This window comes from Brevundimonas nasdae (genome assembly GCF_016654005.1).
Lineage (GTDB): Bacteria > Pseudomonadota > Alphaproteobacteria > Caulobacterales > Caulobacteraceae > Brevundimonas > Brevundimonas nasdae.
In genome coordinates this window covers 151,961-178,772 of record NZ_JAEPWN010000007.1, presented here as the reverse complement: position 1 = coordinate 178,772, position 26,812 = coordinate 151,961, and the positions used below count along the sequence as shown (strand labels likewise).

The window sequence follows — 26,812 nt, the reverse complement described above, 5'->3', positions numbered from 1 at the left end:
TGATCTCACGCTAGGTATTGATGGTAACGTTGTCAACGCAACATCCGAGAGGCTGCGTCCATGCCCGTTTCCGTCCTGTCCCTGGCTCTGGCCGCAACCCTGGCCGCGGCTTCGCCTCCGCCCGAGCCTGTCGATGCCGCACCGGCGATCCTCAAGGACGGAAAAACCTTTCGCGACCTGGACCGCAACGGTCGTCTCGATCCCTATGAGGACCACCGGCTGGACGCGGACCGGCGCGTCGCCGACCTTCTGTCGCGCATGACGCTGGAGGAAAAGGCCGGCGCGGTGATGCACGGCACGGCGCCGACGCCTCAGAGCGTCCGTGGCGGCGTCGGCGCAGCGGAAACCTATGATGTCGCGCGGTTCGAGACCCTCAACCGCCAGCGCCATATCAGCAGCGTCATCACCCGTCTCAGCGCCGCGCCCAATGTCCTGGCGGCCCAGAACAACGCGCTGCAAAGCGTCGCCAGCGGGTCGCGCCTGGGCATACCGGTGACGATCAGCACCGACCCCCGCAACCATTTCCAGCGCACGGACGGCGCAAGCCTGGCGGCGCTCGGTTTTTCGCAATGGCCGGAACCTCTGGGCCTGGCGGCATTGGATGACGCCGAGATCGTGCGCCGGTTTGGCGACGCGGCGCGCCGGGAGTATCGGGCGGTCGGCATCCACATGGCCTTGTCGCCCCAGGCCGACCTGGCCACCGAGCCGCGCTGGTCCCGCATCAACGGCACGTTCGGCGAGGATCCCGCCCGCGCCGGCCGCATGGTCCAGGCCTATGTCGTCGGTTTCCAGGGCGCAGCAGACGGCCTGCGCCCGGACGGGGTCGCGGCGGTTGTGAAACACTGGGTCGGATACGGCGCCGCGCCGCAAGGCTGGGACGGCCACAACCATTATGGCCGGTTCTCGCGCCTGGGCGACACCGAACTGGCGACCCACATCCAGCCCTTCCTGGGAGCCTTCGCGGCGGGCGTGGCGGGCGTCATGCCGACCTACAATATTCTGCAGGGCGTCACCCTCGACGGGGCGCCGATCGAGCCGGTCGGGGCCGGCTTCAACCACGGGCTGCTGACCACGCTGCTGCGGGATCGCTACGGCTTCAAGGGCCTGGTCGTGTCGGACTGGGCCATCACCAACGATTGCGGCGACAACTGCCGCACGGGCGCGACGCCGCACGGCTTCGGCGACATCGCCATGCCCTGGGGTGTGGAGGATATCACCGAGACCGAGCGCTTCGCCAAGGGCATGAACGCCGGCGTCGATCAGTTCGGCGGCACCGAACAGACGGACCGGATGGTCGAGGCGGTCCACCAGGGTCTGGTTCCCGAAGCGCGTTTGGACCAGGCCGTCAGCCGAGTGCTGCGACTGAAGTTCGAACTCGGCCTGTTCGACCGTCCCTTCGTCGACCCCGCTGCGGCGGCGCGCATGCTGGCCGACCCGGCGCGTCAGGCCATGGCCGACGACGTCCAGCGCCGCGCCATGGTGATGCTGGAAAATCGCCTGCCCGTCCCCGTCTTGCCCGGCGCCCGCGTCTATCTGCATGGCGTCGCGCCGGAGGCGGCCCGCGCCGCCGGCCTGATCCCGGAGGACACGCCCGAGGCGGCGGATATCGCCCTGTTCCGCTTGGCCGCGCCGTTCGAAACGCCGCACCCCAACTTCTTCTTCGGCAGCCGCCAGCACGAGGGCGCTCTCGACTTCCCAGTCGACGATCCGGCCGTGGCGGACCTGCGGCGCGCCGCCGCCGCCACACCGACGATCGTCAGTATCTATCTGGATCGTCCCGCCGTGCTGACGTCGTTGAAACCGCTGGCCGGCGTCCTGATCGGCGAGTTCGGCGCCTCGGACGCCGCCGTGCTGGACGTGGCCATGGGTCGGACCCGCGCCGAAGGCCGGCTGCCCTTCGCCCTGCCCGCGTCGATGGATCAGGTCCGCGCCCAGGATCCCGCCCGTGCCGACGATCTGGGCGCGCCCCTCTATCCGCTCGGCTACGCCTGGATGGGACAGGCGGGCGCGCATCAGTCGTCCAGCCGTTCGAAATAGAGCGGACGTCCCGGCCGGCCGTCGGCGAAGCGCGTCTCCAGCCGCTCGGGCGCCTGGCCGGCTTCCACCCAGGCTTCCAGCGCCGCCTGCAGCCCTTGGGGCGCCGCACCCGGCCCGCCGCCGCAGTGGCTGACACCCGGCGCGATGAACAGGCGGTGGAAGGCGGCGCTGTCGGAGGTCGCCTGCCTCACGCCCTCGGCATAGGCGATGGAGTCGCGTAGCGGCACGACCGGATCGGCGCCGCCATGCCACTGGATCAGCTTGCCGCCCTTGGCGCGGAAGGCCGAAAGGTCAGGATTCTCGGCGTCAATCATCGTGGCGAGCCTCGCGTGCGCGCGGCGCCAGTCGGCGTCGAAATCGAAGTCGCGCCAAGTCCAGTCCGCATCATCGAAGGCCCAGACGCGCCAGAAGCCCTCGCGCGCCGGACGGGTCGGATCGCGGGGGTCGGCCCAATAGGCGGCCCAGCCCGCTTCGCTGCCCGGCGGCCAGCCGAAGGCGATGCGCTCACCCGTCCTGGGATTGGTCGCGCCCGCATACATCCGGCGCAGGGCGGCGACCTGTTCAGTCGTCAGACAGTCGGGCCGGTCGTCTCCGGCGCAATCCAGCACCGCCGGGTCGAAGGCGCAGTCCTGCGACGCCGTGACCCAAGGCTGGTCCGGGTCATCATCCGGACGTCGGCAGGCGGCGATGGACGCCTGGCTGATCATCGCCAGTTTGGACGCCGGCAGGATCTGGCGTCCGTCGGCGTCGTGGTTCTGCACGAATTGCCACAGGAAGGCGGCGTTCAACCGGGTGCGATAGTTGCCCGGCGCACCCGCCAGCACCCCGTCGAAGTCGTCCGGATAGCGCTGCGCCTCCATCAGGGCCTGATGCCCGCCGGTCGAACAGCCGTTGAAATAACTCCAGTCCGGCGCCCCGCCGTAGAAGGCGGCCACCACGGCCTTCGCCTGGACCACGCTGACATGAACGGCCCGATGGCCCCAGTCCACGATCGCCTCTGGACGGCCGACTGCGAAGTCAGGATCATCGCCCGTGTGTCCCGTATCGGTGCCGACCGCGACCGCGCCGTCGCGCAGCGCCTCGACCATGCCGAAATACGGCAGAGCCGAGCTGTAGCCCCCATTGCCGGACATCCGCAGCCGGCCGGTCCAGTCGCTCAGCGGCAGCCAGACCTCGAAGCCGATCTCCGACCCTCCGACAGGGCGCGCCTTTCCCGCTACACGGCAGAAGGCTGGCGTTTCCGGAAGCGAGCGGGTCGTCTCCGGCGGCGTCCAGGCGCCGGCGGCCACCACCTCAGTCGTTATCTCGGCGTGGTCCAAGTCGACGCTGGCGAGGGCCTCGCAGCGGTCCTGCGCGGGGGCCGTCGCGACCAACATGGCGGACACCAGATTGATCATGGCTGCACCGCGTGGACCAGGACATTGCTGGCCTGAGCCTCGACGATCAGCCGCTCAGCGTCCTGCGGCGTCAGGAAGCGCTGCGCCGTCAGGTCGGCGGCGGCGGCGCGGACCGCACGAACATAGCCCTCATGGTCGCCGTATCGCTCTTGCAGCGACAGGCGCGGATCGCCCGACGCCTCGCGCTCAGCGCGGGTTGGCGCGAACGGGATGAAGCCGCCCTGGAAGCCGCAGCCCCGCCCTGCGTAATAGCCTGCCGCCTGGACGTTCCAGCCCAGATAGGTCCCCAGGGGCGCGCGGTGCTGGACCGACATGGCGCCGACCCGTTCGTTGCCGTCGGCGTCCACGCGGGGAACACGGGAGGGCACGGCGCGGCTGACCGTCGGCGGCAGTCGCGTCTGGACACCCGACAGGTCGTCGGGATCGAACCCCTCGCCGAAATCATAGTGCAGGAAAGCGTTGAACTTTCCGTCCGGCGACACCGCTCCGGGGATGGAGGGGAAACCCATAGCGCGGGCTGTCGGTTCGACCAGTTCGCCCGTCGCCAGCATGGGATAACGGCTCGGCGGCGGCTCGATCCCCCGTGCCACCCAGGCCGTCAAGGTCCCGGTCAGCGCCCGCAGAGTATCGGTCGTGGGATTGGGATTGCCCGGTAGCCCGCAGCCATAGGTCTGCGATCCCGCCAACTCGAAGCCGCCCGCGCCGCCGCCGTGCGTCGTGCCGGGGAAATAGTATCTCCGCACGGTGTCCGGCAGGGGAATGTCGGCGGCGGCGTCTGTCCCGACCAGGTTGGGCGACATCCGCAACCCCCAGAACTCTGCCGAGGTGAAGGTCTCGAAAACCTTGGGACAGGTCTGGTCGCGGGTACAGCGCGTCAGCAAGCTGGTCGGTCCGCGGCCCCGGAACTTGTCGTCATAGACCGACCACCACAGCGGCCCCTCGCTGCCGGGTTCGTAAAGGCCGGCGGCGCCGCCGGGCACGGCGAAGCGGAAGTTCAAGGGCGTGTGTCGAGCTGCAATCTGCGGGTTCAGTCCGTCGAAGACGCGGCGTCCCTGCTCGTCCGTGTTGAACCCCAGGTGCAGGAAGCTGCGGAGGAAATTGCCCGCTTGGCTGACACCCACGCCGATGGTCCAACGCACCTCCCCCGCCAGCGGATTGCCGTCTTGCTCGGTCGCATGGCGCAGGAAGGCGACGAGGTCTCGCGTCGCAGCGAAGCCGACGCCCAACACCAGCGGATCCTTGGCCGTATAGGTCAGTTCGTAGGCATAGGCCGGGTCGAAGCCGTCGCGCAGACACAGCTTCGTCGGGTCGGGCACGCCCGGAAACGGCGTCCCGGCGCAGTCGGCGAAAGCCCAGGCATCGCTCGCCACCGTCTGTGCCGGCGCGTCGTCGCTGCGCTTGCGGATCAGCCTCGCCTCCGTCGTCTCCAGACTAAGCGGCGCCGGCCTCGCCGCGCCGCCGCCGAGACCGCCGCGAATAGGCAGGGTCAGGGCTCCCTCCGGCGCATCCACAAACCGCACCAGTACAGACCCGATCAGCGGTCCGCCGTCGGCCGCGTGTGCGACCGGAACCTGAAGCGTCTGCAGGGACGGCGCGGGCGCAATGTCGCCCTGCCAGCCGCTGGCGACGTGAATGTGCCCCTCGGGATCACCGCCCAACCGCATATTGCCTCGGTTGGGCGCGTCGTAGACCAGAAAGCCGCTGCGCCGTGCCGGATCAACTGGCCGACTGAAGGCGAAGGTGCCGGCGTAGTCGATCTTGCCACGCGCGTTCCGGGGCGTGAGCGCCAGATCGGTGATCGGGGCGTTTCGAGGATCGGCGGGATCCAACTCGCCTTCGAACCGACCCGAGACGCGTTCAAAGGCGCCGGCCTGGCCGAAGAGGCCGTCGATCGGCGCTCTCGCCTCGATCGTCAGCCGGGTCACCCCGGCCTGGGCGGGGGCCGCAAGAAGTGTCAGGACGACAACCGCTGTGGTCAGGCGTTTCATCACAGGGCTCCGGTAAGGGCGGCGACCGCGGTCATGACCAGGGTGGTCCCGAACGCCCATTTGAAGACGAACCGCTGGTGATCGCGCAGGGTTACGCCGGACAGGCCGATCAGGATGAAGGTGGATGCGGTCAGCGGGCTGAGCGGAAAGCCGGTCGTCATCTGCCCCATCAGGGCGGCCCGACCGATGGCGACGGGGTCGTGCCCCACGGCCGCAGCCGTCTCGGCGAAGACCGGAAGAACCCCGAAATAATAGGCGTCCGGCGTGAAGACCAGGCTCAACGGCATGCTGGTGAGCGCCACCAGTCCGCTCAGCCAGGGCGTCAGGAAGGACGGCAGGACGCCGGCGAGAACCCTGGCCATCGCCTCGATCATTCCTGTGCCGTTCAGCACTCCGGTGAACACGCCTGCGGCCAGGATCATTGAGACGACCAGGACCACGCTGGCGGCATGGCTGGCCAGTTGCGCCTGCTGCGCCTCCCAGCCGCGCCGGTTGACCGGGAGGGCGATGGCGAAGGCGCTCATGAACAACAGGAAGGGCGGAATGGCCGGCACGGGCACGACTTCGGCGTAAAGGTCGCGGAACAGCAGCACGATCAACACCACCGTCAGGACCGCATTGAAGACGAACAGTCTGTCCACGCGCACGGGTTCGCGCACCGGCGGCTCTACGGGCGCGACGCCGCCGGCTCTGGCTCCGACGACCGCCAGCCGCTGGCGCTCGCCCCGCCCCATCAAAAAGGCCGCCAGGAAGACCCAGGCGATCCCGGCAATCATCGCCGGCAGCAGCGGAAGAAAGACCTGCTCCACCCCAGCGTCCAGCGCCGTCATCGCCCGCGCGGTCGGGCCGCCCCACGGCAACAGGTTCATCACTCCCGCCGACAGGGCCACGACGGCCGGGAGGATCAGAGGGTTCATGCCCAACCGACGATGCACAGGCAGAAGCGCCGTGATGGAGATCAGGAAGGTCGTCGCCCCGTCTCCGTCCAACGCCACCAGCATCGGCAGGGCGGCAGTCGCCAGGCACAGCCGCACCGGATCGCCCCGCACCAGCCCGACCAGGCCGCGCACGATCGGCTCGAACAGGCCGACGTCGATCATCAGTCCGAAATACAGGACCGCAAACATCATCAGGGCTGCCACCGGCGCCACGGTCCGCAGACCGTCGGCGCTCATCTCGGCCAAACCGCCGCCGAAACCGCCGATCAACGCCGCAGCCACCGGCACCAGCACAAGCGCCGCCAGCACCGACGTTCGCGTAAACAGGATCAGCGCCAGGAAGACGCCGATGGTCACGAAGCCCAGTATCGCCAGATCCAAAACCCTATCCTCCCCCGAGCGTCGCGGACTTCGCCGCGTTTGCTCAATCCCCCAGTTCGACGCCGAGCAACCAGGCTCCCAGACATTTGCCGTGCGCGTCCAGTGACGCAGAGCGGGTGACGCCCCCCGCCAAGGCGCCCTCGATGACGAAATTCAGCGCTTTGAGACCCGGCAGTTCATGCCTGCGGATCGGTTGATCCGGGTCCAGGCACAACCTTTCGCGCACCCGGTCTTCGGTCAGGCCGCGCTGAAGCCGATCATAGTCCTCCGCCCGATAGGCGATGACGGCGATGTTGGACACGTCGCCCTTGTCGCCCGTTCGCGCATGCGCCAGGTCGCGCAACAGCATCAGCTGATCTCCCAATGCAGGGCCTGCGACACGCGCGTACGGTCAATCAGGCCGGACACGATGCCGATGACCGGCCGCACCGCCGTGGAGACGCCGCCGCCGCCGGACGGACCATTGGTGTAGAGCGCCGCCACCTCGCGCCCGATGCGACGCGCCTCGGCCTCGGTGCGCATGCGGCAGGCGGCCCGGGCGCGCACCTCGCTAGGCGCCGCCACGGCGGCGGCGCCTCTCGCCACGGCGTCGATCCCGATCAGGTCGAACCGGGCGTCCAGCGGCTCCAGCCCGCACAGGGCCAGCCGCTCGTCCACGATCGACAAGGCCAGATGCGCGCGCTCGACGCAGCCGGGACCAGCATATGAAATCTGTCCCTCGCCCAACCAGCCGTCGTCCACCCCGACAGAGACCTTCAGCTTTCTAGGGCGCGGGCCGCCGCCGCCGCCGCTCAGGGCCACCTGATCTTCCCCCAGGTCGGTGAAGACGATGGTGCTGAAGTCCGCGGTCACATCCGGCGTCAGATAGGCCTGAGGGTCGTGGAGTTCGTACAGCAGTTGTTCTGTGCAGGTGGCGACCGACACGCACCCACCCGTATTCTCGAGCTTACCCAGAACCGCAGAACCGTCGTCGCGCACCTCCGCGATGGGGAAACCCAGACGCGCCAAATCAGCGACGTCCTTGAACCCCGGATCGGCGAAATAGCCGCCCGTCAGCTGCCCGGCGCACTCCAGCAGGTGACCGACAGCGGTGCCGCGCCCGAGCCGATCCCAATCATCAGCCCGCCACCCGAACGCATGCACCATAGGCCCCAGAAACAGCGATGGATCGGCCACCCGCCCGGTCAGGACGATATGGGCGCCCTCATCCAGCGCCTGGGCGATCGCCTCATGTCCCAGATAGGCGTTCGCCGACACCACGTCCTCGGTCGGCGGCGGCTCCTGTCCGAACGGCTCCAGTTCATCGATCCGGTCGCGCACATCGTCGCCGACGACGGCGGCGATCTTCAAGCCGACAAGGCCGAGGTCTCGCGCCACCTCGGCCGCCCGCCGCGCTGCGCCCTGCGGATTGGCGGCGCCCATGTTGCTGACGATCCGCGTTCCATTGAGGTAGCAGGCCGGCAGCACCGCGCGCAGCCTTTCCTCAAGCAAGGGATCGTAGCCGCCGGCCTGGTCCGCCTGACGCGCGCCGACCGCCAGGGCGATCGTCCGCTCCGCCAGGCATTCGAACACCAGAAAATCCAGCCGTCCTCGCTCGGCCAGATCGACGGCAGGATCGATCCTGTCCTCTGAAAAGCCCGCCCCCGAGCCGATGCGTATCGCGGTCCCCATGAGAGGCATCAGGGCGCAAGCTTAGGCCAGACGCAAAGACCAATGACGGATCGCGCCATGCACAAAACGCATGACATCAGCTTTCATCATGCTAGGAACACCCATGCCGCTTAATCTGCGCGACCTTCAACACTTCCTCGCGATTGCCGAAACCGGCAGCTTCACCGAGGCCGGTGCGCGCCGCGCCCTGTCCCAGCCCGCTTTGAGCCGCGCCATTCGCCAGTTGGAAGACAGGCTGGGCGATCGCCTGTTCGACAGGGACGGTCGCGGCGCGCGCCTCTCGCCTGCGGGCGCGCGGCTGATGCCGATAGCGGTCCGCTTGGTGCGAGAAGCCGAACTGGGGCTGGAAGACGTCTCGGCCTTCATCAGGGGATCACGCGGCCGGCTCTGCGTCGCCGCCCTGCCCTCTCTGGCCGCAACGCTTCTGCCGGGTCCGCTCGCCGCCTTTCAAGCCGAGTATCCGGACATCGACATCAAGATACTCGACGGTCTGGCGATGAATGTCGAAACCGCTGTCCTGGAGGGTCACGCCGACCTCGGCTTGACGATACGCCCTCTGCCTAACATCGATCTGTCCTACCAAGAATTGCAGGAAGACCTCTTCGGCGCCGTGCGCGCCAACGATCGCCCGGACCTCGACGTCCGATCATGGGCTGACATAACAAAAACGCCCTTCATCGCCATGGCCTTGCGCAGCAGCGTCCGCCAGGCCACGGATCAGGCCTTTCTCCAGGCGGGCGTCTCTGTGCGCCCTCTCTACGAATGCGGCCACCTCGCCACCGTGGGGGCGCTCGTGGGCCGCGGCTTAGGCGTGACCGCGCTGCCGAAGTTGACCTTGCGCCTTCTGCCAGAGCCCGACTTTCTCTGGACCCCTCTGGATGCGCCGACGACCAAACGATCCGTCGGCTTCGTCACCCGCCCTGATCGGCGCTCTCCTACCGTCGAAGCCTTGATCCAACATCTTACGACTCCACATCATAGCGCGAATGCACAGTGGGCTTAAACCACGACCTCACGAACCGTTCGAGATCGACCGTTATTTTCCAGACCCGAATGGACGGGGAATCAGTCCGTATAGAATCGTCGCTGGCATTGATCTCGACGCCGCCCAGCTAAGTCCGTATGTCCTTTCACTCGTCCGGTCTGGTGCCGGATGCTGCAGCCTTCAGCAGCGCCGAGGAGGAAGGAATGGACACGGTCTTTGTTGGGCTCGATGTTCACAAGGTGAGCATCAGCGTTACGACGGCGGAGGATGGTCGCGACGGAGCCGTCCGGTTTTGCGGCGAGGTCGCCAACACGCCGGAACAGGTTCGCAAGCTCGCAGAACGACTATCGCGCTCGGGCGACCGCCTGGAGTTCTGCTACGAGGCCGGCGGCTGTGGCTACGGGATCTACCGCCAGCTGACGGAGATGGGGCATGGGTGCCTGGTCGCGGCGCCGACGCTGATCGCGCGCAAGCCCGGTGACCGCATCAAGACCGATCGGCGGGATTCCCAGATGCTCGCGCTCCAGCATCGCTCGGGCGGCCTGACAGCCGTCTGGGTTCCCGACGAAGTGCACGAGGCGATGCGCGACCTGGTCCGGGCGCGGGGTGATGCGGTGATGGCCTTGATGCGGGCGCGTCAGCAATTGCTGGCGTTTTTGCTGCGCCATGGTCGGAGCTACCCGGTCGGCAAGCCATGGACTCTGAGGCACCGCCGATGGCTGGCAGGTCAGGCCTTCGAACAGGATGCGCATCGCATTGTCTTTCAGGATTATGTGGAGGCAGTCTGGGCGTCTCAGGACCGTCGTGATCAGCTCGAAGCGCGGATCTCCGCCATGCTGGCAGGCTGGTCACTGGCGCCGTTGGTCGAGGCGCTTCGGGCGTTACGCGGCCTCGACACCATCTCGGCCGTCAGCTTCGTCGCGGCCGTCGGCGATCTCAGCCGGTTTGAGAATCCGCGACGCCTGATGGCCTATCTCGGCCTGGTCCCCTCTGAGCATTCCAGCGGCGACCGCATCCGGCGCGGCGGCATCACCAAGACCGGTAACCGTGAGGCGCGCCGCATGCTGGTGGAAGCGGCCTGGAGCTATCGCTATCCGCCGCGGGTATCGACCGGCAAGACCGACATCGTCTCTCGTCAGCCGAAGGTCGTGCGGGAAGTAGCGTGGAAGGCCCAGGTGCGCCTGTGCGACCGTTATCGCCGGCTCAGCGCCGGCGGCAAGCGGCCGACGGTCGTCATCGCCGCCATCGCCCGCGAGCTGTCCGGCTTCATCTGGGCGATCGGTCAGGAGGTGCGGCCAGCGGCGCCTTGAGCGCCGAGCCCTGGCCCGTCAGGCCGGGGGCGGAGCGGAAGGTCAGGGACATCCTCGAGAGCCCAGTGGGCCGGCCATGAGCCGACGCCCGAGCTAAGTCAGAGGTCAGCCCGCGACGAAACGCGTTCATGCGGTACCCAACACGCGAATGGAAGACTGATCGACCGTCGCCAGCGCCGCTCCGCCCCCAACCTGACGAAACTCTCACCCTGCCCATCTCCGCGCCTGCAGCGCGGAGGGATTTCGCACGCCCAGACACTTGAAAAAGGACATGGAGGGCTCCGCCCTCGCGCGGGTCAGGGTGAAGCGGCTCCGCCGCCGGCCCGACCGGTCTCCCCCACCTTCCGCGCGGACCAGGGGGCGAGCCATCCGATGTGGTTCACGCTTGTGCAGGTCGGGCGATCCCCCTCCGGTCGGTCCGCCCTGGCCCTTGCTACCCCGGTCTCGCCGACAGGCAGGGTTTCAGGCGCGCAGTCCGCGTGCCTGCAAACCCTTGCCCAAAGGAGGCAGAGACATGAACGCTCAATCCCACGACACCCCCGCGACCGCCGCGACGGACGCCTCAGCCCTGCTCGGCGCGACCCTCATCGTCCCGCTGAACCGGCTGAAGGCCTCTCCGCGAAATGCGCGCAAGACGCCGCATGCCACGGCGGCGATCGAGGCCTTGGCGGCCTCGATCAAGGCCAAGGGGGTACTGCAGCCGCCCGTGGTCGAGATCGAGCGGAAGGCTGACGGCACGCCTTCCGGGGCCTATCTGGTCACCATCGGCGAAGGGCGACGACAGGCGCTCCGCCTGCTGGCCAAACGCACGGCGATCAAGCGAACCCACCCGGTGCGGGTGACCGTGGACGAGACCAATGACGCCCACGAAATCTCGCTGGACGAGAACGTCACGCGCGAGGCCATGCATCCGGCCGATCAGTTCGAAGCCTTCCGGCGCGTCTCAGAGGAAAAGGGTTGGGGCGCCGAAGAGATCGGCGCCCGGTTCGGCGTCTCGGCCCAGGTGGTGCGTCAACGGCTTCGGCTCGGCGCGGTCGCGTCCGAACTGATCGCCGCCTATCGCGCGGGCGACCTCTCGCTCGAACAGCTGATCGCCTTCGGCGTCAGCGACGACGGCGTGCGCCAGCGCCAGGTGTTCGAGCAGGTCGGACCCCATGCCCCCTCCCACGCCATCCGCCGCGCCATGACCGAGACCAAGGTTCGCGCCGACGACCGGCGCGCCCGCTTCGTCGGCGCCGCCGCCTATGAGGCGGCGGGCGGCGTCATTCTCCGCGATCTGTTCACCGAAGATGGCGGCGGCTGGCTGGAAGACCCCGCCCTTCTCGACCGACTGGCCGCCGAAAAACTGGCCGACCTCGCCGAGGACGCCCGCGAACGCGAGGGCTGGGCCTGGGCCGAGGCCCATGCCGACTTCCCGCACGGAACCGGCTATGGCCGGGTCTGGCCCGAGCCGGTCGAACGCTCCGAAGCGGAGGTCTCCACCATCGCGGCGCTCGCGGAAGCCTACGATGCGATCATCGCCGAAGCGGGAGAGGACGGCTTGACGCCGGAACAGGACGCGCGGCTGGAAGAGATCGACAACGCCTTGCAGGACCACGGTCCCGACGTCGCCTATCGGCCCGACGACCTGTGCCGCTCGGGCCTGATCGTCACCCTCGGCCACGACGGTCTGGCGCGGTTCGAGCGCGGTCTGGTCCGCGCCGAGGACGCCCTGCGGCCCTCCGATCCGGACGCGACCAAGGCCGGTCTCGGGAGGGCGGCGGACGCCGACGACGCGACGACGACGGGCGACGAAGCGCGCAACGCCGAGGCCGACGAGGAACGAGCGCCGCTGTCGGAGCGGCTGGTGATGGACCTGACCGCGCATCGCACCGCCGGGCTTCGCGCCGCCCTCGCCGCCGCGCCGACCGTCGCCCTGACCGCGGTCGTCCATGCGCTGGCCCTGCAGGTCTTCTATCCCGGCCATGAGCAGGCCGCGCCGTTGCAGGTGCGGCTGATCCGGACCGGACTGGAACGGCTCGCGCCCGGCGTCATGGAGGGTCCGGCGGGCCGCGCCCTCGCCGAACAGGGCGAGGCGTGGGCCGCGCGCCTGCCCGCCAAACCGCAGGACCTGTGGGCGGTCTTGACGGCCCTGCCCGGCTCGGAGGTGCTTGACCTTCTCACCTATTGCGCGGCGCTCGGCCTCAACGCCGTGCGCGACCCGCATGATCGGCGCCCGGCGGCGTGGGCGCAGGCGGAGGTGCTGGCGACGGCCCTGTCGCTGGACATGACCGCCGTCTGGTCGCCCACGGCGGCGTCCTACTTCTCGCGCGTCTCCAAGGCGCGGATGCTGGAGGCCGTGACCGAGGCCCGTGACGCCGCTGAGGCCGAGCGGATCGCCGGGTTCAGGAAGATGGACATGGCCGAGGCCGCCGAACGGCTGGTCGAAGGCACGGGCTGGCTGCCGATCCTGCTCCGGACCGCGCCCGCCGAGCCGGACACGGTCTCGGAACCGAACGACGCCAGCGCGTCAGAGGACGAGGCGGATTCGGCGGCCGTCGATCCCGACGCCTATCCCTTCGCGGCGGAATAGGACGCCGCGAGGTTTGAGAAAGGGGCCACGCCCGAGAGGGCGCGGCCCTGATCTGTCCAGCCACCTATCCGCCGCCCTGCCAGTCCTCTGTCGATGGGGTCGATCCGGCATTCCGCCGGAAAGGGGTCAGCCGCATCCGCGCGCCCGCCGCGCGGGTGCGCGACCGCCCCGACCGTCCCGACCGGCGGACGGACGGACCAACCGGCCGACGGTCAAACCCGGCGGGCGGGCAGTCAAGACAGGCCAGACGACCAAGAGGCGTGACCCGTCACGCGTCCGCGCCGAGTCCGCGAGCGCCGGGAGACCGTCGTCGCCTCGCGGCGTCATCATCAGGCCCCGTCACGCCCAACGCGGCGGCGCGCGTCGCGCCCCCAAAAGACCAGTCGTAACCCCCGCCATAGCTGACGCGGCCGGGGCCATGCTACGCGCCCAAGGATTGCACGATCCGCGCGCCCCGCAGATAGTCGCCGAGCGGGCCTCGACGCGCCTTCAGGCCGACCGCGCCCGCCTCGCCGATGTCCGCCGACAGGAGAGGGAATGACCGTCGAACAGCTGATCGCCGTCCTGTCGCGCCTGCCGCCTCAGCTTCGCGTCATCATGCCGGGCGAGATTTTCGAGTTCGAGGACGTCCACGCCGCCTTCGTCGATCTCGTCTGGTTCGATGGTCAGGCGTGGCGACTGACCGACGAGCGACAGGCGGATCGGACCGAGGTCGTGCGACTCTTCGGACCGGACGCGCCCTGAGTCTCGATCCCGGCGACACGGCCTCGCCGCCTGCACCACAACCCGCCCTGAGCAGGCTGAAATCGCCGTCGCTCTCGACCATGCAGGCGTAGATCGGTGCCAGCAGACGGCATCGCCTGATCCGCTTTGTAGATCGTTGCGGTTCGTCTGAACGGTCGTCTTCCCCATCGGCGGTCGCGCGCCGCCTTCGCCGCCCCGGTTCCGGAGCGCCGCGTCCTGCGGTACCGATCATCGTCCGGCAGGCGGTCTGGTGCACACGCGCCTGTGGTCAGCCCCCCGCATCAACGCCGTCGCCTGCGCCGATGAAGGCTCCAAGCCTCGCCTTGTCCGCCTCTCTCGGACGGCCCGATCACGCCGCGCGTGGCCTCTCCTGGCTTGATCTGTCCAATCGTCCCCCGGTCTTCGCAACCGTCGACGACGACTTTCTTCCCCGGCCTTCGGCCTCCTCGCGAGACAAGAAAGACGTCGCCTCCCGGTCCTTTGCCAAGGCTTCGGGCCCCGCGGCGCCTGCGGCTGCGGGGCTGCGGACCGGCGTCCGCTCGGCCTGCCGATCGCCATCGAGGCCGCGGCTGGCGCGGCCCGATCCGCAAAAGGAGAGACGAACATGGCGACCATTGGAACCTTCACCCGCACCGACGACGCCTACGCGGGCGCCATCAAGACCCTGAGCCTGAATGTGCGCAACGCCCAGCTCCGGCCGAACGACAAGAGCGACGACAAGGCCCCCGACTATCGGATGTTCTCCGGCGCCATCGAGTTCGGCGCCGCCTGGAAAAAGACCTCCCAGGCCAACCGCGACTATCTGTCGGTCAAACTGGACGATCCCAGCTTCCCCGCCCCGATCTACGCCTCCCTGGTCGAGGTGGACGGCGGCTTCAGCCTGATCTGGTCGCGCAACTGAGCGCACGGGCGGCGGCGCCGAGGCGCCGCCGCCTTCCCTTTCAACCCTTGTCTGGAGAGGACGTCATGACCCGTCCAACCCCTTCCGCTCGTCCCGATGTCCACGCCGACATCACCACCGCCATCCTCGCCGATCTCGAACGCGGCGTCCGCCCCTGGGCCCGCGCCTGGACCGGCGCCGGCGCCGGCGCCGGCGCCGCCCAACGGCCCCGACGCTACGACGGCCAGCCCTATCACGGGATCAATGTCCTCCCCCTGTGGGCCAGCGCCGCCGATCGGGGGTTCGAACGCTCCACCTGGATGACCTTTCGTCAGGCCCTCGCGCTCGGCGGCTGTGTCCGACGCGGCGAGACCGGAACCCGCATCGTTTTCGCCGGACGCCGCGAAGGTCCCGCATCACCGTCCAACGACGCGGCCGCGTCCGACGACGACCGCCCCGTTACCGACGCCAGAGGCGCCGTCTTCCTGAAGCGCTACACCGTCTTCAACCTCGAGCAGATCGACGGTCTGGAGCCCCGCTATCCCGCGCCGGAGCCGTTCCCCGAGCCCATGCCCGACGCGCGGGCCGAACATTTCCTCTGCGCCGTCGGCGCCGACATCCGACACGGCGGCGACACTGCCTGTTATCTGCCGCGCGAGGATCGCGTGCGCATGCCGCACCTCGCACGCTTCGAAACCCTCCAAGCCTACTACGCCGTTCTCGCCCATGAACTGATCCATTGGACCGGCCATTCCAGCCGGCTGGACCGTCTGGGCGGCCTCGTCCGTTTCGGCGACAGCGCCTATGCACGCGAGGAACTGGTGGCCGAACTGGGCGCCGCCTTCCTCTGCGCCGACTTGGGCCTGTCTCTCCAACCCCGTCGCGACCACGCCGCCTATCTGGCGTCCTGGCTGAAGGTGCTCGGCGACGACAAACGCTTCATCGTCGCGGCCGCCGCCCATGCCGAGCGCGCCGCCGCCCTGCTGAGCGCCCTCGCCGGAACCCTCGACCCTCCAGGCTGAGGCGCGACACGGCCGATGCCCGCCCGGCATCGGCCGATGCCCGTCGGCCGACTACCCGCACACCCCGTCTCGCGAAATCCTGCGCGCGTCCGGTGCGTCGCCGCTCAGCGCCGCGCCTCCCGTCTCAGGAGACCGCCATGACCGACGCCGTCACCCCCATGCCGCCGCGCTTTCTGCGCACCCCCGAGGCCGCTCGCCATCTCGGTCTGTCCGGCCGCACCCTGGAAAAACACCGCTGCTACGGCACCGGCCCGATCTATCGCAAGATCGGCGGCCGGGTCGTCTATGCCCTGTCCGACCTTCAAGCCTGGGCCGATCGCGGCGCGCGAACCTCGACGGAGGCGGCCGTAGACGATCCGGTTCTGCCCGCGCGGCGCCCGGGATCGGCGGTCGGTTCGTCCTCGGGACTGGGGCGATGAGCGGCCCGCCGCGCAAGTCGGACGGGTCCGATCCGGTGCGCGCCCCCCGTCCCGCACCGCCGCTCGCGCTCGTCGCAGAGACAGCTTGCGTCGCGCGCGACGCCCTCACCTGGGTCGAACTGATCGACGACGAAGGCCGCGCCGAACGCTGGATCCGTTTCGGCGCCGTGGCCGAGACCCACAGGGTCAGCGCCCATAATCAGTTCGTCGGTTTCGCGCCGGGCGCCGTCTTCGCCTATGTCCGCTGGGCCTGCGGCCCGCGCGGCGCCGTGGGCGCGAGGCTGGATATCCTGCAGGCGGTGGAGCGCGGCGCGGCCCGTGTCGCCATCCCCGGCGTCACGCCCGGCGCCGTCAGCCTGCTGCGGCTGAACGGCTGGTCGCGTGTCCGTCACGCCCTGGCGGTGATCGACGCGGTCGCGGAAACCGGCGTCGCGCTCGAGGCGGTCGCGCCGGATCATTGGCGTCACGTCCACAACCGGATGACCGCCGGACTTCTGCCTCAGGCCTATAGCACGGCGCGACACCGGGCCCTGAAACTACGCCAGGCCCTGGCCGGGGACGGTCGCTCGTGAGCGCGCGTCCTGCCTCGCCTCGCCGCGTCCTGATCCTCGGCGCAGCCGCCGTCGGCGTCGGGGCCGTCGCCTTTTCCGTTGTCGCGCCGCCGACGCCGCGCCTGATCTGGAACGCCAGCGCCAGCGCGCCGATCGGCCTCTATCGGCTGTTCCCCGACGCGCCCCTCGTCGTCGGCGCGCGCGTCGCCTATCGCCCCACGCCGGACCAGGCCCGACTGTTCGCGCATCGCCATTATCTCCCCGACGGCCTGCCGTTGCTCAAACCGGTCGCCGCCGTCGCACCGTCGGTCGTCTGCCGCAAGGGCGAGACCCTCATGATCGACGACCGTATCGTCGCCCAGGCGCGGCGGAGCGATCGAGCCGGCCGCCCTCTGCCGGTCTGGTCGGGCTGCCGGACCTTGAGCGCGGACCAGCTCCTGTTGCTGGCGCCCGACAACCCCGACTCGCTCGACGGCCGATACTTCGGGCCGGTCTCCCGCACGCGAATCCTGGGGCCTGTGACGCCGCTGTGGCTGCACGGAGCGGGCCGATGAGGCGCCGCTCTTGGGGTTTGATCCTGGCGCTGGCCGGGATCGCGACCGGGCCGGGCGCCCTTGCCCCGGCGTCGGTCCACGCCGCGTCGCCGTCGGATTGGACGACGGATCGGGCGCCGTCCTCGCAACCCTACGAGGCGCTGATCGCCGAGGCGGCCGATCGCTTCGGCGTGCCAAGAACTTGGATCCGGGCCGTGATCCACGCCGAAAGCGACTTCGATCCGGATGCGGTCTCGTCGGCCGGCGCGCTCGGCCTGATGCAGCTGATGCCCGCCACCTATGCGGAGATGCGCAGCCTCCATGGCCTCGGCGCCGACCCTTTTCTTCCCCGCGACAACATCCTCGCCGGCGCCGCCTATCTGCGCCATCTGCATGATCGCTTCGGCTCGAGCGGCGTCCTGGGCGCCTATAACGCCGGCCCAGGGCGCTACGCCGAGCATCTACGCACCGGCCGCGCCCTACCCGCCGAGACCCGGATCTACGAACAGCGCGTGCGTCGCGCGCTCGCGCGAGAGGCACGCGTCGAGGCGGTCTCGGGCGTCGGAAATCCCTCGCCTGCGCCGCCCACAGCGCCGCCAGACCCCTATGCCTCGCCTCTGTTCGTCCGTCGTGCGGCGCCGGCGCCGTTCGCCGCCCCCGCCGCCGCCCTCACCCTGTGACGGTCCCCATCGGCGCTGCGCCGTCGACGGCTCGATCGCTTCCTCTGGGTGACCCGGAATGAACCCCAAGGTGGTCAGACAGCCCGAAAGACAGGGATGGCAAGATAAAAGCCGCAAGGTGCGGCCTGGGGTGAGGGAGGGATTTCCTCGCCGTTTCAACCGCTTGGCGCAAGGCGCGCATCGAAGCCGCACCTTGCCGGGAGACCGAACCGACGAGAATCGTTGGAAAACCCACACCTTGTCGAGGGCGTCATGACCCGCGACGAGGATTTCGAGCCGACGCCCGGCCGGATCCGCGATCGGGGCGTCTCGCGCCTGCCCACCGCCCTCAACCAGATCAAGGCGGCGACCCAGCGCGCCGGCGGACGCGGCTCCGGCTCAGGACGCGCGCTCGGCGCCGGGCCCAGCACCTTCGGCCGCGGTCGATCCGCCGCCCTGCTCGCCCGCCACGTCGCCGCCCGCCGGACCGTGGTGATCAAGGCGCGGGTGGTGCGGCAGGCGGCCGGTCGCGCCACCCTCGGCGCCCATCTGCGATATCTGGTGCGCGACGGGACCACACGCGACGGCGCCGCAGGCCAGCTGTTTGACGCCGAGGCCGACGGAGTGGACCGCAAGGGGTTCGCCGAACGGGCCGCTGACGACCGCCACCATTTCCGCTTCATCGTCTCGCCCGAAGACGCCGACCAGATGGCGGATCTGCGGGGCTTCGCACGCGACCTGGTCAAGACCATGGAGGCCGATCTCGACACGCGCCTCGACTGGGTCGCCGTCGATCACTGGAACACGCCCCATCCCCATGTCCATCTGATCGTGCGCGGCGTCGACGAAACCGGCGCCGACCTGGTCATCAGCCGCGACTATATCGCCCAGGGTCTGCGCGGCCGCGCCGAAGCCCTGGTCGAGCGCGAGCTCGGTCCCCGCAGCGAACGCGAGATCGCCCGAGGCCTGGCCAAGGACGCATCGGCCGATCGCTGGACCCGGCTCGACCGCCTCCTCGCTGCGGAGGCCGGGCGCAACGACGGCCTGATCGACCTGCGGCCGGTCGGTCGCGAAGCGGCGCCGGCGCCCTCGCCCGTGCGGCTGGCGCGGCTTCGCAAGCTCGAGGCCCTGGGCCTGGCGCGGCCCGCCGGCGTCGGACGTTGGCGCCTGTCGCCCGAGGCCGAGCCGACGCTCAAAGCCCTGGCGCGGCAAGGCGACATCATCGCCCGCCTGCATGACGCGATGACAGCGGACGGACGCGCCCACACCCCGCCGGTCTGGTCCGCCGAGGAGACCGCCCAGACGGTGATCGGACGGGTGGCCGCGCGCGGTCTGGACGACGAACTGACGGGCACAGGCTATGTGCTGATCGAAGGGCTCGACGGTGGCCTGCACCACCGCACCCTTCATGACGCCGCCCTGCCCGATCCCCCCATCGGCGCCATCGTCGAGGCGGCGCCGGCCAGGGGCGCGGGCCTGCGCCATCCGCATCTGCGCGTCCGCACCGATCTGGCCCTGGACCGTCAGGTCGAGGCGGACGGCGCGACCTGGCTTGATCGCCTCCGCGTCGATCCGAACCGGCCGGCCTTCGGCGCCGGATTCGGCGTCGCAGTCGCCGAGGCTTTCGAAAGACGAGGCGACTGGCTGGTCGCCCAGGGTTTGGCGACACGCACCGCCGACGGCGTGACGCCCCGCCCTCATCTGCTGGCCAAACTGTCCGCGCGCGAGCTCCAGGCCGCCGCCGCCCGTCTCTCCAATGAGACCGGCCAGCCCTATCGCCCGGACGCCCTCGCCTCTGAAGACGCCGTCTATCGCCGGCGCCTGATCCTGGCCTCGGGCCGGTTCGCCCTGCTCGACGACGGCCTGGGGTTCACCCTCGTGCCCTGGCGTCCTGCCATGGACCGCCATATCGGCCAGGCCCTGCCGTTCGAGCTTCGCGGTCGGAGCGGCCCCGGCGCGCCTCCCGTTCCCGCACGCAGTCGGGGCCCCTCGGTCTGACCCTCCACACAGGAACCGCCCATGTCCGCCGGACGCATTCTCTGGGGCCAGATCGGCCTGGTCCTCGCCCTGGTCCTCGCCGGCGTCATCGGCGCGGGCCAATGGACGGCCTGGCGGCTCGGTTATCAGGCCGCGCTCGGCGCGCCCTGGTTCGCTGTCGGCGACGTGCGAATCTATCCCCCCTTCGCCTTCTTCTGGTGGTGGTTCGTCTATGACGCCTACGCCCCGAACATCTTCCTCGAAGGCGCGGGCGTCGTGGTGTCCGGCGTCGCCCTCGCCGTGTCGTGCGCCTTCGCCATGGCGGTGTGGCGATCGCGCGAGGCGCAGGCCGCCACCACCTACGGCACCGCGCGCTGGGCGGGAACGACCGACGCCCGTGCGGCCGGGCTGCTGGGCGAGGACGGCGTTGTGCTGGGCCGGCTCGACGACCGCTATCTTCGCCATGACGGCCCCGAACATGTGCTGTGTTTCGCGCCGACCCGGTCGGGCAAGGGCGTCGGCCTGGTGGTGCCCAGCCTGCTGACCTGGCCCGGCTCCGTCCTGGTCCACGACATCAAGGGCGAGAACTGGACCCTGACCGCCGGTTGGCGCGCCCGCTTCGGTCCGGCGATCAAATTCGATCCGACCGACCCCGCCTCCAGCGCCTACAACCCGCTCGCCGAGGTGCGTTTGGGCGCGCGCGAGGTGCGCGACGTCCAGAACATCGCCGACATCCTGGTCGACCCCGAAGGCGCGCTCGAACGGCGCAATCACTGGGAGAAGACCAGCCACGCCCTCTTGGTGGGCGTCATCCTCCACGTCCTCTATGTCGAGCCGGACAAGACCCTGGCCGGGGTCGCCGCCTTCCTGTCCGATCCCCGCCGCCCGATCGAGGCCACGCTTCGGCGGATGATGACGGCCCAGCACCGCAAGGAAGGCCCGCATCCGGTCGTGGCCGCCGCCGCCCGCGAGCTCCTCAACAAGAGCGAAAACGAACGCTCCGGCGTCCTGTCCACCGCCATGAGCTTTCTCGGTCTCTACCGCGACCCGATCGTGGCGCGAGCGACGGCGCGCTGCGACTGGCGCATCGACGACCTCGTGGGCGGTGATCGGCCCGTCAGCCTCTATCTGGTCGTGCCGCCCTCCGACATCAGCCGCACCAAACCCCTCGTGCGCCTGATCCTCAACCAGGTGGGGCGCCGGCTGACCGAGGACCTGGAGGCGGTTCAGGGACGTCGGCGGCTGTTGATGATGCTGGACGAATTCCCGGCGCTCGGCCGGCTCGACTTCTTCGAGACCGCCCTGGCCTTCATGGCCGGCTATGGGATCAAGGCCTTTCTGATCGCCCAGTCGCTCAACCAGATCGAGAAGGCTTACGGCGTCTCCAACGCCCTTCTCGACAACTGCCACGTCCGCGTCGCCTTCGCCGCCAATGACGAACGCACCGCCAAGCGGATCTCCGAGACCCTGGGCACGGCGACCGAGCTGCGCGCCATGCGCAACTACACCGGCCATCGTCTGTCGCCCTGGCTCGGCCATCTGATGGTGTCGCGCCAGGAAACGGCCCGGCCTCTGTTGACGCCCGGCGAGGTGATGCAGCTGCCGATCGACGAGGCCCTGGTGCTGGCGGCGGGCTGTGCGCCGATCCGGGCGAGCAAGGTGCGTTACTACCGCGACCGCGAGCTGAGCCGCCGCGTCCTGCCGCCGCCTCCGCTGACGTCGGCCGGCCCCGGCGCAGAGAACGCCCACACCGGAGAGGGCGTGAATGGCGTGGCGCCGGAACGACAGGCCGGGCGATCTTCACCCCAGACCAAGCCGGCCGCGTGGGAGGACAGCGCCGCCGAGGGCGGACCGCGTCAGGAACCCGCCCTGGAGGCCCCCGCCTTCATCGACAGCCCCCTCGCCCCCACCGAGACGCCGGCCATCGATGACGACGAGGCGCCCGCCGTCGATCCGACCGACGCGACCCTGCGGCGCGCGGCGCGCCAGGCCGCGCTCGATCCCGACGACGGCATTCCCCTGTGAGGCCCCCGATGCGCAAACCCTTCCTCACCGTCTATCTGGATCCCAAGCTGCTCGAGGCGCTGGAGGCCTACGCCAAGAAGCGGGGCGCCCCGAAATCGACCGTGGCCGAGGCGGCCATCGCCGGATTCCTGACGCCAGACGCCGCGGATCAGAAGGAAGCGGCCGTGACGCGTCGGCTCGACCGTCTGGACCGGCGCGCGGATCGGTTGGAACGCGACCTCGGGATCGCCGTGGAGATGCTGGCCCTGTTCATCCGCTTCTGGCTAACCGCAACTCCGAGCCTGCCGGACGCGGCTCAGGCTGCGGCCCGGGCCAAGGGGCGGGAGCGCTACATCGGTTTCATCGACGCCTTGGGGCGGCGGTTGTCGCAAGGTCGATCATTCGCCAGAGAGGTCGCGGACGACGTCTCCGGATCGCCCGACGCGGGCTCGTCCACAGCCGCAGACGTATCGCCCTGACGGAGGACGGGACGCCCCAGGCGATCGCGGCCCTGAGCGCATCCGGGCGCGGGAGAAGAGACGCGCCCTCAGTCCGGTCGGCTGATCGCCGCCCTCTTGGACCGACGTCCCGAGACCCCGGTCTCAGCGGGGGCGCCGACAAACGCAAGTCATTGCACGCCCCTGTACGACGACGCCATTTGGGCTGTTGCAGACCGATCAAATTCGCTCCCCTTAGTCGTCCCGTTCGGGATCGCGTCACGGTCCCTCAGCCGGAGCGCCGCGATGATCGCCGACCGAAGCCTGCGCATGCTGCAGACCGCGCTCGGCGCCGCCATCGGCGCCCTGCTTGTGGATGACGATGTCGTCGAGGTGATGTTGAACCCGGACGGCCGCATCTGGACCGATCGTCTGGGCGTCGGGCTGGCCGACACCGGCCATCGCCTGTCCGCCGCCGACGGCGAACGCCTCATCCGTCTTGTCGCCCATCAGGTCGGCCTGCGGGTCGACGCCGACCACCCTCGGATTTCCGCAGAACTGCCGGGCGGGGAACGGTTCGAAGGCCTCATCGCACCGGTCGTGGCGGCGCCCAGTTTTGCGATCCGCAAACCGGCCGTGGCGGTGTTTCGTCTCGACGCCTATGTCGCCGCCGGGGTCATGACCGAACGCCAGGCCGATGGTCTGCGCGAAGCCGTTTCGAACCGAAAGAACATCCTGGTCGTCGGCGGCACCTCCACGGGCAAGACCACCCTGGTCAACGCCCTGCTCGCCGAAATCGCCGAGAGCGGAGACCGGGTGGTGCTGATCGAGGACACCCGCGAGCTCCAATGCGCCGCGCCTAATCTCGTGGCCCTGCGCGCCAAGGACGGCGCCGCCACCCTGGCGGATCTCGTCCGTTCCGCCTTGCGGCTTCGGCCCGACAGAATCCCCATCGGCGAGGTGCGCGGCGCCGAGGCGCTCGACCTGATCAAGGCTTGGGGCACGGGCCATCCGGGCGGCGTCGGCACCCTCCACGCCGGCTCCGCCATGGGGGCGCTCCATCGGCTGGAACAACTGACCCAGGAGGCCGTGGTCACCGCGCCGCGCGCCCTGATCGCCGAAACCATCGATCTCATCGCCGTGCTCGCCGGCCGGGGCGGCGCGCGCCGCCTCACGGAACTCGCCGTCGTCGACGGTCTGGCGACCGACGGCGCCTACCGGCTGACCCGCCTCGAACCCTGACGCCTTCCCAACCCCAAAAACTGGAGCTTCGCCATGTCCCGCCTGCCGCCCCGCGCCGTCGCCGCCCTCGCACTGGCCGTGGTCCTCGCCGCCGCCTCGCCTGCCCTGGCCGGCGGATCCGCCATGCCCTGGGAGGCCCCGCTTCAGTCGATCCTGGAATCGATCGAGGGGCCGGTCGCCAAGATCATCGCCGTGATGATCATCATCGTGACCGGCCTGACCCTGGCCTTCGGCGACACCTCCGGCGGCGCGCGCCGAATGATCCAGATCGTCTTCGGCCTGTCCATCGCCTTCGCCGCCTCCTCCTTCTTCCTGAGCTTCTTCTCCTTCGGCGGCGGAGCCCTGGTCTGATGACCGACCTGCTGCCCGACGACTTCACCGCACCACTCCATCGGTCCCTGACCGAGCCCATCCTCCTGGCCGGGGCGCCGCGGGCCATCGCCATCGTCAACGGCACCCTCGCCGCAGCGCTCGGCCTGGGGCTGAGGCTCTGGCTCGCGGGACTGGCGGTCTGGCTCGTGGGCCACGGGCTGGCGGTGTGGGCGGCGCGGCGCGACCCGGAGTTCGTCGAGGTCGCCCGCCGCCACCTTCGCCTGCCCGGCTATCTGGACGTCTGACATGCTGGACCTCAGAGAATATGCTCGACGGCCGCGCCGACTGGCCGACTTCCTGCCTTGGGCGGCCCTGGTCGCGCCTGGGGTGGTGCTGAACAAGGACGGGAGCTTTCAGCGGTCGGCGCGCTTTCGGGGTCCCGATCTCGACTCCGCCATGCCGAGCGAACTGGTCGCCGCCGCCGCTCGCCTGAACACCACGCTTCGACGCCTCGGCTCGGGTTGGGCCCTCTTCGTCGAAGCCCGGCGCGATCCCGCCGCCGACTATCCGCACAGCCTGTTTCCAGACCCCGTCTCCACCCTGGTCGAGGCGGAGCGCCGGGCGGACTTCGAGGCGGAAGGCGCCCATTTCGAAAGCGCCTATGTCCTGACCCTGGTCTGGATGCCGCCCGCCGAAGACGCCCGCCGCATCGAACGGTGGCTCTATGACGGGCGTCCCACAGGGCAAGCCGATTGGCGCGAGCATCTGACGCTGTTCACCGATCGCACCGATCGTTTGCTCGCCCAGATCGAAGGCGCGCTTCCCGAGATCGCTTGGCTCAACGACGCCCAGACCCTGACCTTCCTGCACGGCGCCGTCTCGCCGCGCCGCCAGGGGGTCCGGCCGCCCGAAACGCCGATGCACCTGGACGCCCTGCTGGCCGACAGTCCCCTCTCCGGCGGCCTAAGCCCCAAGCTGGGCGACGCCCACCTTCGGATCCTCACCATCAGCGGCTTTCCGACCGCGACCTGGCCGGGGCTGCTCGACGAACTGAACCGGCTGGCCTTTCCCTATCGCTGGTCCACCCGGGCCTTGTGCCTGGACAAGACCGACGCCGCCAAGATGCTGGGCCGCATCCGACGCCAGTGGTTCGCCAAGCGCAAATCCGTCGCGGCCCTGATCAAGGAGGTGATGACCAACGAGACCTCCGCCCTATTGGACAGCGACGCGGGCAACAAGGCCCAGGACGCCGACGACGCGCTGCAGGACCTGGGATCGGACGGGGTCGGCTATGCCGTGGTCACCGCCAGTCTCGCCGTCTGGCACACCGATCCGGCCGTCGCCGACGCCCGCCTTCGTGAGGCCGAGAAGCTGATCCAGGCGCGCGATTTCACCTGCACGGTCGAGACTCTGAACGCAGTGGACGCCTGGCTCGGCGGATTGCCTGGGCACCTCTACGCCAATGTCCGAACAGCGCCGATCTCCACCCTGAACCTGGCCCATATGATGCCCATGTCGGCCGTCTGGGCGGGCCCGGCGACCAATCCCCATCTGGATGGCCCGCCGCTCTTTTTCGCCCGGACCGAAGGCTCGACCCCGTTCCGCTTCTCAACCCATGTCGGCGATGTCGGCCACGCCCTCGTCGTCGGTCCGACCGGCGCCGGCAAGAGCGTGCTCCTGGCCCTCATGGCCTTATCATTTCGTCGCTATCCGGCCGCCCAGGTCTTCGCCTTCGACTTCGGCGGCTCGATCCGGGCGGCGGCGCTGGCCATGGGCGGCGACTTCCACGACCTGGTGGCCGCGATCTCGGGCGACGCCGCAGGACTGACGCTGCAGCCCCTCGAAGGCGTCGACGATCCGAGCGAGCGCAACTGGGCCGCCGCCTGGATGGCCGATCTCATCGCAAGGGAAGGCGTGAGCGTCACCCCCGACCTCAAGGACCGGATCTGGAGCGCCTTGGAAAGCCTGGCGGGCGCCCCGGCGGCGGAACGCACGCTTACGGGCTTCACCGCCCTGGTCCAGTCCCAGGAGATCAAACAGGCGCTATCGCCCTATACGCTGGCGGGGCCTTGGGGACGACTGCTGGACGGCGACAGCGAACACCTCGGAACCGGCGCCGTTCAAGCCTTCGAGACCGAAGGCCTGTCCGGGTCCGCCGCCGCCCCGCCGTGCTCGCCCATCTCTTCCATCGGATTGAGGCCCGGCTGGACGGCCGCCCCACCCTGATCATCGTCGATGAAGGCTGGCTCGCCCTCGAAGACGCCAGCTTCGGCGCCCAGCTGCGCGAGTGGCTCAAGACCCTGCGCAAGAAGAACGCCTCCGTGGTCTTCGCCACCCAGTCCCTGGCCGACATCGCCGACAGCGATCTGGCGCCCGTGCTGATCGAGAGTTGCCACACCCGGGTCTTGCTGCCCAACGCCCGGGCGCGCGAGCCCCAGATACAGGCCGTCTACCGTCGTTTCGGACTGAGCGACCGCCAGATCGACATCCTGGCCCAGGCGACGCCGAAGCGGGACTATTACGCCCAGACCCGCGGCGGCGACCGCCTGTTCGAACTCGGTCTGGGGCCGGTCGCCCTGGCCTTCTGCGCCGCCTCTTCGAGCGACGACCAGGCGACGATCGCCCGCCTTCTCGAAGAGGGCGGCCGAGCCGGGTTCGCCGGGGCCTGGCTGCGCCATCGCGGATTGCCGTGGGCGGCGGACCTGCTGCCCGACCGCCCTGCGCCGTCGTCAGACTTCACCACCCCCTAGGAG

Annotated in this window: 22 protein-coding genes and 1 pseudogene; 18 read left to right on the top strand and 5 right to left on the bottom strand. The window is 69.7% G+C overall.

Going from position 1 to position 26,812, the window contains the following annotated elements:
• Positions 1 to 60: 60 nt before the first annotated feature.
• A complete protein-coding gene (locus tag JKF87_RS12195; protein WP_201100168.1) occupies positions 61 to 2,037 on the top strand; it encodes a glycoside hydrolase family 3 protein in 1,977 nt (658 codons plus the stop codon).
• Here the strand turns inward: JKF87_RS12195 and JKF87_RS12190 are convergent.
• From JKF87_RS12190 to JKF87_RS12170, 5 genes are read right to left on the bottom strand one after another with little or no spacing between them, the layout of a single operon-like run.
• Positions 2,013 to 3,434, bottom strand: a complete 1,422-nt coding sequence (locus tag JKF87_RS12190) for a tannase/feruloyl esterase family alpha/beta hydrolase (protein ID WP_201100167.1) — start codon at positions 3,432 to 3,434, stop codon at positions 2,013 to 2,015. The two genes, JKF87_RS12195 and JKF87_RS12190, sit on opposite strands and share 25 nt — an antisense overlap.
• Positions 3,431 to 5,422 carry an alpha/beta hydrolase domain-containing protein gene (locus JKF87_RS12185; protein WP_201100166.1) on the bottom strand — a complete coding sequence of 664 codons (1,992 nt, stop codon included), beginning with the start codon at positions 5,420 to 5,422 and terminating at the stop codon, positions 3,431 to 3,433. The genes JKF87_RS12190 and JKF87_RS12185 overlap by 4 nt, the downstream gene beginning before the upstream one ends.
• A complete protein-coding gene (locus JKF87_RS12180; RefSeq protein ID WP_201100165.1) occupies positions 5,422 to 6,741 on the bottom strand; it encodes a CitMHS family transporter in 1,320 nt (439 codons plus the stop codon). The genes JKF87_RS12185 and JKF87_RS12180 overlap by 1 nt, the downstream gene beginning before the upstream one ends.
• 43 nt (positions 6,742 to 6,784) lie before the next feature.
• Positions 6,785 to 7,090: an AtuA-related protein gene (locus JKF87_RS12175; RefSeq protein WP_201100164.1), complete on the bottom strand. Its 306-nt coding sequence runs from the start codon at positions 7,088 to 7,090 to the stop codon at positions 6,785 to 6,787.
• Positions 7,090 to 8,412, bottom strand: a complete 1,323-nt coding sequence (locus JKF87_RS12170; RefSeq protein WP_236261327.1) for an acyclic terpene utilization AtuA family protein — start codon at positions 8,410 to 8,412, stop codon at positions 7,090 to 7,092. Before JKF87_RS12170 ends, JKF87_RS12175 begins: the two co-directional genes overlap by 1 nt.
• Positions 8,413 to 8,515: 103 nt before the next feature.
• On the opposite strand from JKF87_RS12170, the gene JKF87_RS12165 reads away from it, so the two are divergent.
• The 17 genes and pseudogenes from JKF87_RS12165 to trbE all read left to right on the top strand — a co-directional run bounded on the left by JKF87_RS12165 (position 8,516) and on the right by trbE (position 26,809).
• On the top strand, positions 8,516 to 9,415 hold the full coding sequence (locus JKF87_RS12165; RefSeq protein WP_201100162.1) for a LysR family transcriptional regulator: 900 nt from the start codon (positions 8,516 to 8,518) through the stop codon (positions 9,413 to 9,415).
• Positions 9,416 to 9,600: 185 nt separating this feature from the next.
• Entirely contained in the window at positions 9,601 to 10,707 is a 1,107-nt protein-coding gene (locus JKF87_RS12160) for an IS110 family RNA-guided transposase (RefSeq protein WP_201100161.1), read from the top strand.
• Between the two features lie 514 nt (positions 10,708 to 11,221).
• Positions 11,222 to 13,279, top strand: a complete 2,058-nt coding sequence (locus JKF87_RS12155; RefSeq protein ID WP_201100160.1) for a ParB/RepB/Spo0J family partition protein — start codon at positions 11,222 to 11,224, stop codon at positions 13,277 to 13,279.
• A gap of 537 nt (positions 13,280 to 13,816) precedes the next feature.
• The gene (locus JKF87_RS12150) at positions 13,817 to 14,023 is read left to right on the top strand and encodes a hypothetical protein (protein WP_201100159.1); all 207 of its coding nucleotides are present in this window, start codon (positions 13,817 to 13,819) and stop codon (positions 14,021 to 14,023) included.
• Positions 14,024 to 14,627: 604 nt separating this feature from the next.
• Positions 14,628 to 14,924: a DUF736 domain-containing protein gene (locus JKF87_RS12145; protein WP_201100158.1), complete on the top strand. Its 297-nt coding sequence runs from the start codon at positions 14,628 to 14,630 to the stop codon at positions 14,922 to 14,924.
• A gap of 65 nt (positions 14,925 to 14,989) precedes the next feature.
• Positions 14,990 to 15,925 (top strand): ArdC family protein, encoded by a 936-nt coding sequence (locus tag JKF87_RS12140; protein ID WP_201100157.1) that lies wholly within the window; start codon positions 14,990 to 14,992, stop codon positions 15,923 to 15,925.
• A 137-nt stretch (positions 15,926 to 16,062) separates the two neighbouring features.
• A complete protein-coding gene (locus JKF87_RS12135; protein WP_201100156.1) occupies positions 16,063 to 16,344 on the top strand; it encodes a helix-turn-helix transcriptional regulator in 282 nt (93 codons plus the stop codon).
• Positions 16,341 to 16,916, top strand: a complete 576-nt coding sequence (locus tag JKF87_RS12130) for a DUF2840 domain-containing protein (protein WP_201100155.1) — start codon at positions 16,341 to 16,343, stop codon at positions 16,914 to 16,916. Before JKF87_RS12135 ends, JKF87_RS12130 begins: the two co-directional genes overlap by 4 nt.
• On the top strand, positions 16,913 to 17,449 hold the full coding sequence (locus JKF87_RS12125) for a S26 family signal peptidase (protein WP_307417942.1): 537 nt from the start codon (positions 16,913 to 16,915) through the stop codon (positions 17,447 to 17,449). Before JKF87_RS12130 ends, JKF87_RS12125 begins: the two co-directional genes overlap by 4 nt.
• On the top strand, positions 17,446 to 18,108 hold the full coding sequence (locus JKF87_RS12120) for a lytic transglycosylase domain-containing protein (RefSeq protein WP_201100154.1): 663 nt from the start codon (positions 17,446 to 17,448) through the stop codon (positions 18,106 to 18,108). The genes JKF87_RS12125 and JKF87_RS12120 overlap by 4 nt, the downstream gene beginning before the upstream one ends.
• A 252-nt stretch (positions 18,109 to 18,360) precedes the next feature.
• On the top strand, positions 18,361 to 20,085 hold the full coding sequence (locus tag JKF87_RS12115; protein WP_201100153.1) for a DUF3363 domain-containing protein: 1,725 nt from the start codon (positions 18,361 to 18,363) through the stop codon (positions 20,083 to 20,085).
• Between the two features lie 21 nt (positions 20,086 to 20,106).
• Entirely contained in the window at positions 20,107 to 22,089 is a 1,983-nt protein-coding gene (locus tag JKF87_RS12110) for a conjugal transfer protein TraG (RefSeq protein WP_201100152.1), read from the top strand.
• Positions 22,090 to 22,097: 8 nt separating this feature from the next.
• Positions 22,098 to 22,547: a ribbon-helix-helix protein, CopG family gene (locus JKF87_RS12105; RefSeq protein ID WP_201100151.1), complete on the top strand. Its 450-nt coding sequence runs from the start codon at positions 22,098 to 22,100 to the stop codon at positions 22,545 to 22,547.
• A gap of 264 nt (positions 22,548 to 22,811) precedes the next feature.
• Positions 22,812 to 23,747 carry a P-type conjugative transfer ATPase TrbB gene (gene trbB / locus JKF87_RS12100; protein ID WP_201100150.1) on the top strand — a complete coding sequence of 312 codons (936 nt, stop codon included), beginning with the start codon at positions 22,812 to 22,814 and terminating at the stop codon, positions 23,745 to 23,747.
• Between the two features lie 33 nt (positions 23,748 to 23,780).
• Positions 23,781 to 24,098 (top strand): TrbC/VirB2 family protein, encoded by a 318-nt coding sequence (locus JKF87_RS12095; RefSeq protein ID WP_201100149.1) that lies wholly within the window; start codon positions 23,781 to 23,783, stop codon positions 24,096 to 24,098.
• On the top strand, positions 24,098 to 24,364 hold the full coding sequence (locus JKF87_RS12090) for a VirB3 family type IV secretion system protein (protein ID WP_201100148.1): 267 nt from the start codon (positions 24,098 to 24,100) through the stop codon (positions 24,362 to 24,364). Before JKF87_RS12095 ends, JKF87_RS12090 begins: the two co-directional genes overlap by 1 nt.
• A gap of 1 nt (position 24,365) precedes the next feature.
• A pseudogene (gene trbE, locus JKF87_RS12085) lies at positions 24,366 to 26,809 on the top strand (conjugal transfer protein TrbE).
• The last annotated feature ends 3 nt before the right edge of the window (positions 26,810 to 26,812 follow it).